At 71.7% G+C, this 12,888-nt stretch carries 11 protein-coding genes; 8 read left to right on the top strand and 3 right to left on the bottom strand.

Annotated elements, in window-relative coordinates:
• Positions 1-25: 25 nt before the first annotated feature.
• Both L2C96_RS27310 and L2C96_RS27305 read right to left on the bottom strand, forming a co-directional pair.
• Complete coding sequence (locus L2C96_RS27310) at positions 26-517, bottom strand: anthrone oxygenase family protein (RefSeq protein WP_237338280.1); 492 nt, start codon at positions 515-517, stop codon at positions 26-28.
• A gap of 76 nt (positions 518-593) precedes the next feature.
• Positions 594-1,205 (bottom strand): TetR/AcrR family transcriptional regulator, encoded by a 612-nt coding sequence (locus L2C96_RS27305; RefSeq protein WP_235716063.1) that lies wholly within the window; start codon positions 1,203-1,205, stop codon positions 594-596.
• Between the two features lie 57 nt (positions 1,206-1,262).
• Between L2C96_RS27305 and L2C96_RS27300 the strand changes: the two genes are divergently transcribed.
• The 6 genes from L2C96_RS27300 (at position 1,263) to L2C96_RS27275 (ending at position 9,567) form a co-directional block, all read left to right on the top strand.
• Positions 1,263-1,973 carry a GntR family transcriptional regulator gene (locus L2C96_RS27300; protein WP_020416703.1) on the top strand — a complete coding sequence of 237 codons (711 nt, stop codon included), beginning with the start codon at positions 1,263-1,265 and terminating at the stop codon, positions 1,971-1,973.
• 61 nt (positions 1,974-2,034) lie between these two features.
• The gene (locus L2C96_RS27295) at positions 2,035-2,841 is read left to right on the top strand and encodes an N-acyl homoserine lactonase family protein (protein WP_237338279.1); all 807 of its coding nucleotides are present in this window, start codon (positions 2,035-2,037) and stop codon (positions 2,839-2,841) included.
• 11 nt (positions 2,842-2,852) lie between these two features.
• Positions 2,853-4,130 (top strand): hydroxyacid-oxoacid transhydrogenase, encoded by a 1,278-nt coding sequence (locus tag L2C96_RS27290; RefSeq protein ID WP_237338278.1) that lies wholly within the window; start codon positions 2,853-2,855, stop codon positions 4,128-4,130.
• Positions 4,131-4,134: 4 nt separating this feature from the next.
• Complete coding sequence (locus L2C96_RS27285) at positions 4,135-4,503, top strand: FmdB family zinc ribbon protein (RefSeq protein ID WP_020416706.1); 369 nt, start codon at positions 4,135-4,137, stop codon at positions 4,501-4,503.
• The gene (locus L2C96_RS27280; protein WP_237338277.1) at positions 4,500-7,325 is read left to right on the top strand and encodes an FAD-binding and (Fe-S)-binding domain-containing protein; all 2,826 of its coding nucleotides are present in this window, start codon (positions 4,500-4,502) and stop codon (positions 7,323-7,325) included. Before L2C96_RS27285 ends, L2C96_RS27280 begins: the two co-directional genes overlap by 4 nt.
• 640 nt (positions 7,326-7,965) lie before the next feature.
• On the top strand, positions 7,966-9,567 hold the full coding sequence (locus L2C96_RS27275) for a sigma-54-dependent Fis family transcriptional regulator (protein ID WP_237338276.1): 1,602 nt from the start codon (positions 7,966-7,968) through the stop codon (positions 9,565-9,567).
• A gap of 87 nt (positions 9,568-9,654) precedes the next feature.
• Here L2C96_RS27275 and L2C96_RS27270 read toward each other — a convergent pair whose 3' ends face one another.
• Positions 9,655-9,999 (bottom strand): DoxX family protein, encoded by a 345-nt coding sequence (locus L2C96_RS27270; protein WP_237338351.1) that lies wholly within the window; start codon positions 9,997-9,999, stop codon positions 9,655-9,657.
• Between the two features lie 114 nt (positions 10,000-10,113).
• Between L2C96_RS27270 and L2C96_RS27265 the strand changes: the two genes are divergently transcribed.
• Positions 10,114-11,613 carry an aldehyde dehydrogenase family protein gene (locus tag L2C96_RS27265; protein ID WP_237338275.1) on the top strand — a complete coding sequence of 500 codons (1,500 nt, stop codon included), beginning with the start codon at positions 10,114-10,116 and terminating at the stop codon, positions 11,611-11,613.
• Between the two features lie 11 nt (positions 11,614-11,624).
• Entirely contained in the window at positions 11,625-12,734 is a 1,110-nt protein-coding gene (locus L2C96_RS27260) for an NDMA-dependent alcohol dehydrogenase (protein WP_027931485.1), read from the top strand.
• Positions 12,735-12,888: the final 154 nt, after the last annotated feature.

Genomic DNA, 12,888 nt, shown 5'->3' with positions numbered 1-12,888 from the left:
GGCGGGACAGCCGCGAAACCGGCGATCAGGCCGGAACGGCAACCACGCGCTCTGCCTGCCGGGTCCGGGCCACCAGCACTCCGACCGCGATGATCAGGGCGAACGCGACGAGCGCGGTCAGCGTGCGCGCGACGTTGAACGCCTCCCACCGCTGCAGGACCGCCGCGTGGTCGGCCGGCGCTCCGGACACCGCCCACACCTTGATCCGCCCGTTGATCGGCACGTTGCCGAACCGCGTGATCAGGAACGACGCCAGCGCCAGCGCACCGGCCGTGCCCGCCAGGTACCGCGCCGTGCCGCGGCTCAACACGGCCAGCGCGAGCGAGCTCAGGACCGCCAAGGCCATCGTCGTCTGCATGACCACGCCGTTCATGTGCATCAGCGCGGTGTGGAAGGTCAGGCGCACGTCGAGCGGCACCGCGCCGAACGCGGACACCAGGTTGACGGCGCCGTAGCCGAAGGCCCCGGCCAGCAGGCCGGTGGCCAGCAACGCGAAGGCGGTGACGTACCGGACCACGAGGCCTCCTATTACTGAGTCGTGACTCAGTAAATGTAGCGTGCTCGGCCGCGGGTGGTCCAGCGGATGCGCGGGTTCAGTCCGGGAGCAGGCCGGGCAGGAGGGTGTCCACCACCTGCGCGGCGCCCGCGACGGCGGGAGTGCCCAGCGAGCGGAGCACGGCCCGCTGGTGGGCGACGCCGAGGATGACCAGGGCGGCCGCGTCCAGGTCGAGGCCGGCGCGCACCCGGCCGAGGTCCCGTTCCCGGCCGAGGTAGGCCGCGATGGGCGCGAGCCCCCGCTGCGGGCCGATGTCCGCTTCCGCGCTGCGCTGGGTGAACAGCTCACGGAGTTCGCTGTCGGCCTGGACGGCGGCCAGGACCGGCGTGATGCGCGTGTAGTAGGCCTCCAGGCTGCCGAGCAGTTCGACGAGGTTGTCCCGCACGGTGCCGTGCCCGGCCCGCCGCCCGAGCTCCTCGGCCACTTCCTTGTAGCGCGGGAGGTGCAGGTGGACCACGGCGCGCAGCAGCCCGAGCCGGTCTCGGAAGTGGTAGAAGATGCTCGACTCGGCCACGCCGGCGCGCCGCGCGACCTCCTTCGTCGACAGGCGGGCGACACCGGCTTCGGCGAGGATCTCCTCGGCCGCGGCCAGCACTGCCTCCCGCACCCCCGTCCTGGGGCGGCCCGGCCGCCGAGCGTCGTTCACCACGCCGACATCCTGCCAAGCGGCACCGCCGGGACCCCGCGGCCGTGGGAAAATGCGCGGATGCGGCAGATCGGGAACGACGCCAACCTCGCCGGGAAGATCCTCGACGAGCTCAAGAGCGCCATCGTCAACGGCGAGCTCGTCGCGGGCAGCCTGTACTCGGTGCACGACCTCGCGGAGCGGCTCGGCGTGTCCCGGACGCCGGTGCGGGAGGCGCTGATCCAGCTGGCCGAGCGCGGCATGGTGCGGTTCGAGCGCAACCGCGGCGTGCGGATCCTCCAGACGTCCCTGCACGACCTGGAGGAGGTCTTCGCGATCCGGCTGCTGCTGGAGGTCCCGGCCACCCACCGCGCCGTCACGCAGCGGACCGCCGCGTGGGTCAAGGAGCTGGGCGCCCAGCTCAAGGCGATGCGCGCCGCCGCCGAGAAACGCGACGAGGCCACGTTCATGGCCGCCGACCGGCGCTTCCACGAGATCATCAACGAGGCGTCCGGCAACGTGCGGCTCGCCCGCTACATCGACTCGCTGCGCGACATGGTCCTGCTGCGCGGCGCCTCGACCGTCGACACCTCGCGCAGCCTGTCCGACATCCTCGCCGAGCACGAGGAGATCTTCGCGCTCATCGAAGCGGGCAAGGCCGACGAAGCCGCCGAGTCCATGCGCGCGCACCTGCTCAACACCGCCCGGCTGCTGATCGGCCAGGAAGCCGCGGCCAGTGGCGACCCGGTCCCGCCGGTCTCGTTGGAGTGGACCGGCTACCCACGTCGTTGACGAGTAGCATGCTACATGCCACTCTGTGCTCGGCTCTGTCCTGACGCGCAAGGAGGCGCAGATGACGGCACCGAGCAAGGTTCACCTGCTCAAGACCGGAACCATGGAATGCGACCAGACCTGGCTGCTGCTCAAGCCGGGTGCGACCATCACCGACCGCTCGAACACCCGCAAGGAAGCGGTGTGGACGACGTGCCCGACCCACGCGGTGCTCATCGAGCACCCGGACGGGCGAATCCTGTGGGACACGGGCGTTCCACAGGACTGGGAGACCCGCTGGGCGCCCACCGGGCTGCAGGAGTTCTTCCCCGTCCAGGAGGGCACCAGCTACCTGCAGGACTCGCTGGCCGCGCTGGAGCTGACCCCGGACGACATCGACGTGCTCGTGCTGTCCCACCTGCACTTCGACCACGCCGCGAACGCGAAGCTGTTCGCAGGCGGCAAGACGCGCATCATCGTCAACGCCAACGAGCACGAGGGCGCGCTCGGCATCGACGGGCCGTTCAAGGGCGCGCACCTCAAGGCCGACTACGAGGGCATCGACTACGAACTCGTCTCCGGTGACGCCGAAATCGCGCCGGGCGTCAGCGTCATCGAGACACCGGGCCACACCTGGGGGACGATGTCACTGCGGGTGGACCTGCCGGAGGCGGGCACCAAGATCTTCACCTCCGACGCGGTCTACCTCGGCGAGAGCTGGGGCCCGCCGGCCATCGGCGCCGCGATCGTCTGGGACAGCGTGCGCTGGCTGGAATCGGTGGAGAAGCTGCGCCGCATCGCCGAGGAGACCAACGCCGAGGTGATCTTCGGGCACGACCCGGAGCAGGCCGCCAAACTCCCGTTCGCCCCCGACGGGTACTTCGGCTGAAAGGCACGGGCATGACCGAATACCTCAACGAGACCGTCTTCACCTGGGGCGCGACGCCGCTGAAGTTCGGCGCCGGCGCCGTCGACGAGATCGGCTGGGACCTCGCGCAGATGGGCGCGGAACGGGTCCTCATCGTCACCGACCCGGGGGTCGCCGCCACCGGCGTGCCGCAGCGCGTCGCCGACGCCGCCAAGGCGGGCGGGCTGACCGTCGAGGTCTACGACCAGGTGCACGTCGAACCGACCGACGTCAGCATCCAGGCCGCGGTGGACTTCGCGAAGCAGTCCGAGTGGGACGGGTTCATCGCCGTCGGCGGCGGCTCGTCGATCGACACCGCCAAGGCCATCAACCTGATGACCACCTACCCGGCCGACCTCTACGACTACGTCAACAAGCCGATCGGGCAGGGCAAGGCGCCTGCCGGGCCGCTCAAGCCGCTGGTCGCGGTGCCGACCACCGCGGGCACCGGGTCGGAGACGACGCCGGTGTGCATCATGGACTTCCTCGACCTCAAGGTGAAGTCCGGCATCAGCCACCCGCGGCTGCGGCCGTCGATGGCGGTGGTCGACCCGCTGCTGACGCTGAGCATGCCGCCCGAGGTGACCGCGGCCAGCGGGATGGACGTGCTGTGCCACGCGCTGGAGTCCTACACGGCCAAGCCGTTCGACTCCTTCCCGCGGCACCGCGCGGAAACCCGGGTCGCCTACTGCGGGTCGAACCCGATCTCGGACGCCTGGACCGAGCAGGCGCTGACCCTGCTGGCCCGCTCGTTCCGCAAGGCCGTGCTGAACGGCGGCGACCTCGCGGCGCGGACGGACATGATGCTGGCGGCGACGTTCGCCGGGATGGGGTTCGGCAACGCGGGCGTGCACATCCCGCACGCCTGCGCGTACCCGATCGCCGGGCGCGTCAAGGAGTACCGGCCGAAGAACTACCCGCAGGACGAGGCGATGGTCCCGCACGGCGAGTCGGTGTCGCTGACCGCGCCGGCGGCGTTCCGGTTCACCTTCCCGACGAGCCCGGACAAGCACCTGCGGGCCGCGCGGATCCTCGACCCGCACGCCCCGAAGCAGCGCGACGCGGTGGATCAGCTGCCGTTCGTGCTGTCGTCGCTGATGCGCGACATCTGCACGCCCAACGGGATCGGCGGCGTCGGCTACGACGAGAGCGACATCGGCGACCTGGTCGAGGGCACCCTCAAGCAGGAGCGGTTGCTGGCGACCTCGCCGCGGCCGGTGCGCGGCGAGGACCTGGAGGCGATCTTCGCCCAGTCGATCGAGAACTGGTGATCGGATGCCCATCTACGACTACGCGTGCGAGTGCGGGAACCGGTTCGAGGCGCTCGTGCCCTCGTCCGCCAGCCCCGCGCCGAGCTGTGCGTGCGGTTCGTCGCCACGCCGCCTGCCGCCCGCGGTGCGGCTCGGCGGCGTCGCCTCGGCCGGGCCCAGCCGGGACGACGCGCCGAAGAGCTGGCGCGGCACCGGCAACGGCGACCGGGAGACGGTGCGGCACTGGCACCAGCAGATGACCCGGCGGGAGAAGCTGGAGCAGAAGTACCCGGAGCTGGCGGGCGACCGCCGTCCGGTGCTCGCCCACGAGGGGCGCTTCGCCGCGGCGCCCCTGCGGGCAGGCGATCCGGTGCCGGGAGAATCGGGTTCATGACGGTGGTCGCGGACGAGCGCGTGGCCCGGTTCCTCGCGGAGCTGGGCCGCGCGCTCACCGGTGAGGTCGAGTCCGGCACGACGGCGCGCGCGACCTACAGCATGGACGCGTCGAACTACCGGCACGTGCCGCTGGCCGTCGTGTTCCCGTCCACTGTGGAGGACCTGGAGACGACGGTCCGGCTGTGCCGGGAGTTCCGAATCCCCATCACCGCCCGTGGCGCAGGAACGAGCATCGGCGGGCAGGCGCTCGGCGAGGGTGTCGTGATCGACTACAGCAGGCACCTGAACCGGGTGCTGGACATCGATCCGGAGGCGCGGACCGCGCGCGTGCAGCCCGGCGTGGTGCTGGACGCGTTGCGCGCGGCCGCCGCCCCGCACGGGCTGACGTTCGGGCCGGACCCGTCGACCCACAGCCGCTGCACGATCGGCGGCATGGTGGGCAACGACGCGTGCGGCTCGCACTCGGTGGCGTGGGGGCGGACCGCGGACAACGTGGTCGCGCTGGACGTGCTGACCGCGGACGGGACGCGGCTGGCGATCGGGGAGTCGCTGCCGGACGATCCGCGGGTCGCCGAGTCGAAGCAGCTCGCGCTGGACAACCTGGCGCTGCTGCGGACGTCGTTCCCGTCGATCCCGCGGCGCGTGTCGGGGTACGCGCTGGACCAGCTGTTGCCGGAGAACGGGACGAACCTGGTCCGCGCCATGGTCGGCACCGAGGGCACGTGCGTGCTGCTGACCGAGATCACCGTGCGGCTGGTGCCCGCGCCCGCGGCCCGCGCGCTGGTCGTCGCGGGCTATGCCGACGACATCGCGGCTGCTGACGCGGTGCCGTCGGTGCTGCCGCTGAAGCCGTTGACCGTCGAGGGCATGGGCCGCGACCTCATCGACTCGCTGTTGATGCGGCGGTCGCACCCGGCCGTCGACCTGCTGCCGGCGGGGCGCGGCTGGTTGTTCGTCGAGGTCGGGGGAGCGGACCCGGCGGAGGCGGCGGCGCGGGCTGCCGAAGTCGCGGCCGCCCTGGAGCGGGACACCGGTGCGGCGACCGTGGTGGAGACGCGGCCGGCGGACCAGCGGGTGCTGTGGTCGGTGCGGGAGGCCGCGGCCGGGATCGTGACCCGCATGGCGGACGGTTCCGAGGCCTGGCCGGGCTGGGAGGACTCCGCGGTGCCGCCCGCTCATCTCGGGGCCTATCTACGGGATTTCCGGGCTCTGCTGGGGAAGTACGGGCTGAAGGGTGTCCCGTATGGACACTTCGGCGAGGGGTGCGTGCACGTGCGCATCAACTTCGGCCTGACCAGCGACGAGGGCCGGCGGCAGTTCCGGGCGTTCATGGAGGACGCGGCGGACCTGGTGGTGCGGCACGGCGGGTCGCTGTCCGGCGAGCACGGTGACGGGCAGGCGCGGGCGGAGCTGTTGTCGCGGATGTACCCGCCGGAGATCCTGGCGCTGTTCGAGCGGTTCAAGGCGATCTGGGACCCGGCGGACCTGCTCAACCCGGGCAACCTGGTGCGGCCCCGGAAGCTGGACGCGGACCTGCGGTTCGACGGGCCGGTGCGGTCGCTGCCGGTGACGTTGAAGTACCCGCACGACGGCGGCAGCCTGGCGACCGCGACGCGCCGGTGCGTCGGCGTCGGGGCGTGTGTCGACAAGTCGTCCGGCGTGATGTGCCCGAGCTACATGGTCACCGGGCGCGAGGAGCACTCGACGCGCGGGCGGTCGCGGCTGCTGTTCGAGATGATGCGCGGCGAGACGGTCACCGATGGCTGGCGCTCCGGCGAGGTGCTGGAGGCGCTGGACCTGTGCCTGGCGTGCAAGGGTTGTCTGTCCGACTGCCCGGTCAACGTGGACATGGCGTCGTACAAGGCGGAGTTCCTGCACCAGCACTACGCGGGGCGGCTGCGCCCGGCGAGCCACTACACGCTCGGGTTCCTGCCGGTGCTGGCGCGGCTCGCGTCGGGTGCGCCGCGGCTGGCGAACCGCGTGCTGGGCGGTCGGTTGTCCGGGCTGGTGAAGAAGGCGGGCGGGATCACGCCGGAGCGGTCGCTGCCGCGGTTCGCGCCGCGGACGTTCCGGCGCGGGTTCCGGGGACAGGAGCGGGGGCGGCCGCGGGTGGTGTTGTGGCCGGACACGTTCACGAACTTCCTGTCGCCCGAGGTCGGGCACGACGCGGTGCGGGTGCTGGAGCACGCCGGGTTCGACGTGGTGCTGCCGTCGTCGTCGGTGTGCTGCGGGCTGACCTGGATCTCCACCGGGCAGCTCGGGGTGGCGCGCCGCGTGCTGCGGCGGACGTTGCGGGTGCTGCGGCCGGAACTGGAGGCGGGGACGCCGATCGTGGGCCTGGAGCCGAGCTGCCTGGCGGTGTTCCGGCACGACTCGCGGGAGCTGCTGGACGACTCCGAGCTGCACGGGTTGCCGTCGCAGGCGTTCACACTGGCGGAGTTCCTGGAGAAGTACGCGCCGGACGTGTCGTTCCCGGAGGTCGAGGCGTCGGCCATTACGCAGCAACACTGCCACCAGCATGCGGTGATGGGCAACGCGGCGGACGAGCGGTTGCTCCGCCGGGTGGGTGTGCGGAACCGGACGCTGGACTCGGGGTGTTGCGGGCTGGCGGGCAACTTCGGGGTCGAGAAGGGGCACTACGAGGTGTCGGTCGCCGCGGCGAACCGGGTGCTGGTGCCCGAGGTGGAGGCCGCGCCCCCGGACACGATGGTCCTCGCGGACGGCTTCAGCTGCCGCACCCAGATCGACGACCTCACCGGACGGCAGGCGCTGCACCTGGCGCAGGTACTCGCGCGGGCGCTGGACACCCCTGGCGCCTGAGCGGCGAGTTCCCCTCCGGCGCGCGAGTTCCACGTTCGGCGCGGGGAGTTCCACACTCGGCGGGGGAGCGGCATCCGCGGTTTTGCTTCCGGGGTGAGGTGCCCTCGCAGGGTGCGTGGGCGCGGGCTCACGCCCTGTCGGCCGGACACACCCCCGACGCCTGAGCGGCAAGCCCCACGCTCCCGCGCGAGGGTCCCCGCTCCGGCGCGGTGAATTTCACGTTCCGTGGGGGAGCGGCATCCGGTTTCGCTTCCCGGGTGAGGTGCCCTCGGAGGGTGCGCGGGCGCGGGGCTCTCGCTCCGTCGGCTGGACACCCCCGGCTGAGCGGCGAGTCCACGCTCCCGCGCGCGGGTCCCCGCTCCGGCGCGGTGAATTTCACGTTCCGTGGGGGAGCGGCATTCGGTTTCGCTTCCCAGGCGAGGTGCCCTCGGAAGGTGCGCGGGCGCGGGGCTCTCGCTCCGTCGGCTGGACACCCACGGCTGAGCGGCGAGTCCACGCTCCGGCGCGCGGGTCCCCCATCCCAGCGCGGCGAGTCCACACTCGGCGGGAGCGGCGGCACCCCCGGACGGGGGCAAGCGCTCGACCCGTGGCGTTAACCGTTGCTAACGTGGCTCGGGCATCGGCGCCAAGGGAGGCGAGGATGGACAGCGCAGCGTTGCGGCCCGAGATCGCCAAGTCGTGGCGCCGGGCGGAGCTGTCCGGGCTCCGGCCGGACGCCGCGGTCGACCGGCTCACCGTCGCGGACATCGATCGCCGCAGCAGGCTCGTTCTCGCCGCCGAACCCGTCCTCGACCAGGCCACCCGCGAGCTCGCCGACACCGCGTTCAGCCTCATCCTCGCCGACCGCGACGCCTGGATCGTCGACCGGCGGTTCGGCGAGCGCCGGCTGGAATCGACCCTCGACCGGCTCGGCGTCGTCCCCGGCAGGCGCTTCACCGAGGAGAACACCGGCACCAACTCGATCGCGACGGTCTTCGAGCTGCGCCAGGGCCTCGCCGTGCACGGGCACGAGCACTTCATCGACAGCTTCAAGGCCTTCGCCTGCTACGGCCACCCGATCACGCACCCGGTGACCCGCCGCCTGGAGGGCGTCCTCGACATCACCTGCCCGGCCGACCACGCCAGCCCGCTGCTCGGCCCGTTCCTGCGCCGCACGGTCGCCGACATCGAGCAGCGCCTGCTGGAGGGCTCCCGCGCGGCCGAGCAGCGCATGCTCGCCGCCTACCAGGCAGCCGCCCTCAACCGCCTGCGCCCGGTCCTGGTGCTGGGCGACGACGTCGTCCTCGCCAACGCCGCCGCCACCGACCTGCTCGACGCCCCCGACCACGCGATCCTCCGCGGGCTCGCCATGGACGCCCCGTTCGGCGTCCGGCAGGCCCGCAGCGTCCGGCTGTCCTCCGGTCGCGTCGCGGACGTGTCCTTCGAGCGCATCACCGGCGCGTCCGGCGTGCTGTTCGAGCTGGAACCGCCTGCGGTGCAGGCGATCCCGCGGCGCGCCACCCCGCGGCCGGTGCAGCGGGACTTCACCACCTACCGGGAACAACGCACGCATGTCCTCATCAGCGGCGAGCCCGGCACCGGCCGTTCGACGGTGGCCCGCGAGCTGGCGGGGGAGTCCGCGCTGGCCGTGCTCGACGCGGTGGACGCCCAGCACTGGGCCCCCACCCTCGACCAGCTCGTCGCGTCGCACACCGGGCTGCTGGTGATCGAGAACATCGCCCTGCTGCCCGCCGGCGCGGCCGCCCGGGTCGGGGCCGCCATGGACCGCGGCTGGTTCGCGTTCACCAGCTTGCCGCCGTCCGAGCTGACCGGCCCCGCCGCCGACCTCGCCAGCCGCTGCATCGCCCGCCGGGAGCTGCCCCCACTCCGCTCCCGGCGGGACGAACTGCCCGCGCTGGTCGCGGCGATGCTGGCCGACCTCGGCTCGACCCTCCGGTTCGTGCCCCGCACGCTGGAGGTCCTCGCCGCGCAGCCGTGGCCGGGCAACCTGCGCGAGCTGAAGGCGCTGCTGCGGCACGTCGCGGCCGGCCGCGCGTGTGGTGACGTGTTGCCGCGTGACCTGCCGGAGGCCTACCAGGGCAGTCCCCGGGCACGCCACCTCACGCCGATCGAGCAGCTCGAACACGACGCGATCGCCGCCGCGCTGCGGGACTGCGGCGGCAACAAGGCCCACGCCGCGAAGCTGCTCGGCATCAGCCGCTCAACGCTGCACCGGCGGGTGCGGAGCCTCGGGCTGAGCTGACCTTGCCCGGCAGGGGTGTCTCGTCGCGGGCGGGATGCGCCAGCGGCCGCCCGCCGTGAGCGGGGACGCGAGCATCCTCGAACGCGGTCACGCGAACCACCCCCAGGCCACGACGGCGGCCAGCACGAGCAGCACCACGGGCACCGCCGCGACTTTCGTTTCGCGGCGGCGGACGTGCTGCACGACCGCCCCGGCCATCAGCAGCACCAGCCCGGTGGCCGCGAGCGGCGACAGCACCGGCGCGATGTCCAGCGCGGCGGGCAGGATCAGCCCTGCCGCGGCGAGCACCTCCAGCACCCCGATGGTCTTGCCGAGGCTCACGCTGAGCCCGGTGGCGGCCAGTTTTTCGGCCGGTTGAGCCAGTTTCACGGCCCCACTGGCCAGGAAGACGGCCGCCAGCGCGGCCGCGATGATCCACAACGCGATGTCCATGCCGGTCCGACGACGCAGCCCCGCGCGGTGTGAGGTCACTGTGTCAACTTGACACGGTTAGCCCGCTGTTGCGCAGGTCACCATTACCGCCACGTCCACGACGAGGAGGTTGGTGTGACTGCGGTAGCGGAGCAGGCGGTGCGGCCGGCGGTTCGGGAGTTCGTGTCCGGGACCAAGCAGCTGCTGATCGGCGGGCAGTGGGTGAACGCGGTGTCGGGCCGGACGTTCCCCACCTTCGACCCCGCCACGGGGGAGAAGATCACCGAGGTGGCGCACGGCGCCGCCGAGGACGTCGACCGCGCGGTGGCCGCGGCGCGGCGCGCGTTCGAGGACGGTCCGTGGTCCCGCACCACGCCGTCGGAGCGGCAGCGCCTGATCTGGCGGATCGGCGACCTGCTGCTGGAGCGCGCCGAGCAGTTCGCGCAGCTGGAGGCGCTGGACAACGGCAAGTCCGTGGCGGTCGCGCAGGGCGTCGACGTCGCCTGGGCGGCCGACATCTTCCACTACTACGCCGGGTGGGCGACCAAGATCGAGGGCCGCACGATCACCCCGTCCGTGCCGTGGATCCCGGGCAGCCAGTGGCACGCCTACACGCTGCGGGAACCGGTCGGCGTGTGCGCGCAGATCATCCCGTGGAACTTCCCGCTGGTGATGGCCGCGTTCAAGCTGGCGCCCGCGCTCGCGGCCGGCAACACCGTCATCCTGAAGCCTGCCGAGCAGACTCCGCTGACGGCGTTGCTGCTCGGCGAGCTGTTCTGCGAAGCCGGGTTCCCGGACGGCGTGGTCAACATCCTCACCGGGTTCGGTGACGCGGGCGCCGCGCTGGCCGCGCACGACGACGTCGACAAGGTCGCGTTCACCGGTTCCACCGAGGTGGGCAAGAAGATCGTGGACGCGGCCAAGGGCAACCTGAAGAAGGTGTCGCTGGAGCTGGGCGGCAAGAGCCCCAACATCGTGTTCGCCGACGCCGACCTGGAGGCCGCGATCCCCGGTTCGGCCAACGCCTGGCTGTTCAACCACGGCCAGTGCTGTGTGGCCGGCACGCGGTTGTTCGTCGAGGAGTCCATCTTCGACGAGTTCACCCAGGGTGTCGCGGAGTTCGCGAGCCAGGTCAAGATCGGCCCCGGCCTGGACCCGACGACGCAGCTGGGCCCGCTCGTGTCGCAGGAGCAGCTCGACCGCGTCACCAGCTACCTGCGGCAGGGCATCGCGGACGGCGCCCGTGCCCTGACCGGCGGCGGCCGTCACGGCGACTCCGGTTACTACGTCGAGCCGACCGTGCTGGTGGACGTGCGCGACGACATGAGCGTGGTGCGCGAGGAGATCTTCGGCCCGGTCGTGGCCGCGATCCCGTTCTCGGCCGAGGACGGTCTCGCCGCGGCCGCGAACAACACCGAATACGGCCTGGCTGCGGGGATCTGGACGCGGGACATCTCGCGCGCCCACCGGGTGGCGAAGCAGATCAAGGCCGGTTCGGTGTGGGTCAACTGCTACAACGGCTTCGACACCGCGATCCCGTTCGGCGGGTACAAGCAGTCCGGCTGGGGCCGCGAGCTCGGCGCCGAGGCCATCGACCTCTACACCCAGACCAAAGCCGTCAACGTCGCGCTCTGAGGAGAATCCGCATGAAGGTCAAGGCAGCTGTACTCACCGATTTCAAGACCCCGTTCGAGATCACCGAGCTGGACCTGGACGGCCCGCGGGAGGGCGAGGTCCTGATCCGCTACGTCGCGGCCGGCTTGTGCCACTCCGACCTGCACCTGTCCGATGGAGATTTGCCGCCGCGGTTCCCGATCGTGGGCGGGCACGAGGGCGCCGGGATCATCGAGGAGGTCGGGCCGGGGGTCACGAAGGTCAAGCCCGGTGACCACGTCGTGTGCTCGTTCATCCCGAACTGCGGCACGTGCCGTTACTGCGCCACGGGGCATCAGAGCTTGTGCGACATGGGTGCGACGATCCTGGAAGGCAGCTTCCCGGACGGCAGTTTCCGGTTCCACAAGGGCGGGGTCGACTACGGGCAGATGTGCATGCTCGGCACTTTCGCCGAGTATTCGACGATCTCGCAGCACTCGGTGGTCAAAGTGGACGAAAGCGTGCCGCTGGAGACCGCGGTGCTCGTCGGCTGCGGTGTCCCGACCGGGTGGGGCACGGCCGTGTACGCGGGGGACGTGCGGCCAGGTGAGACCGTGGTCATCTACGGGATCGGCGGGATCGGCATCAACTCGGTGCAGGGCGCGGCGCACGCCGGGGCGAAGAACGTCGTGGTGGTCGACCCGCTGGCGTTCAAGCGGGACACCGCGCTGAAGCTGGGAGCCACCCACGCCTTCGCGACGGCGGGGGAGGCGCACGAGGTGGTCACCGAGCTGACCCGGGGACAGGGCGCGGACAAAGCGCTGGTCACGGTCGGGGTGGTGGACGAAGAGGTGATGTCGGCGGCGTTCGACGTCGTCGGCAAGGGCGGGGTCGTCGTGGTGACCGGCTTGGCGGACCCCGCGAAGGCGACGATCCACGTCTCCGGCGCGGTGCTCACCCTGTGGGAGAAGACGATCAAGGGGAGCCTGTTCGGCAGTGGCAACCCGCAGCGGGACATCCTGAAGATGCTGGACCTCTACCAGGCGGGCACGCTGAAGCTGGACGAGCTGGTCACCAACCGGTACCGCCTCGAAGACGTCAACCAAGGCTACGAGGACCTGGTGGCAGGCAAAAACATCCGAGGCGTAGTCGTCCACGGCTAACCCCAACCGCCACCCGGCAACGAAAAGCAAGCGACCAACCCAACCAGACCTCCCCCGCCCCCGATCCACAGCCGATCTTTAGTCGCCGACCAGGGTTGTCAAGGCACGCTTTCCCGCCTTGACAAGCCTGCTCGGCGACTGAAACACAATCAGG

The organism is Amycolatopsis tucumanensis (assembly GCF_021654135.1).
GTDB classification, from domain to species: Bacteria; Actinomycetota; Actinomycetes; order Mycobacteriales; family Pseudonocardiaceae; genus Amycolatopsis_E; species Amycolatopsis_E tucumanensis.
Note: the sequence above shows the minus strand (reverse complement) of the source record. Positions and strands in the feature narration are given on the sequence as shown.

Coding starts and splice junctions, on each gene's coding strand:
- L2C96_RS27260 (WP_027931485.1), top strand. CDS start 11,625: ATGAAGGTCAAGGCAGCTGTACTCACCGATTTCAAGACCCCGTTCGAG.
- L2C96_RS27275 (WP_237338276.1), top strand. CDS start 7,966: ATGGACAGCGCAGCGTTGCGGCCCGAGATCGCCAAGTCGTGGCGCCGG.
- L2C96_RS27280 (WP_237338277.1), top strand. CDS start 4,500: ATGACGGTGGTCGCGGACGAGCGCGTGGCCCGGTTCCTCGCGGAGCTG.
- L2C96_RS27300 (WP_020416703.1), top strand. CDS start 1,263: ATGCGGCAGATCGGGAACGACGCCAACCTCGCCGGGAAGATCCTCGAC.
- L2C96_RS27295 (WP_237338279.1), top strand. CDS start 2,035: ATGACGGCACCGAGCAAGGTTCACCTGCTCAAGACCGGAACCATGGAA.
- L2C96_RS27290 (WP_237338278.1), top strand. CDS start 2,853: ATGACCGAATACCTCAACGAGACCGTCTTCACCTGGGGCGCGACGCCG.
- L2C96_RS27285 (WP_020416706.1), top strand. CDS start 4,135: ATGCCCATCTACGACTACGCGTGCGAGTGCGGGAACCGGTTCGAGGCG.
- L2C96_RS27270 (WP_237338351.1), bottom strand. CDS start 9,999: ATGGACATCGCGTTGTGGATCATCGCGGCCGCGCTGGCGGCCGTCTTC.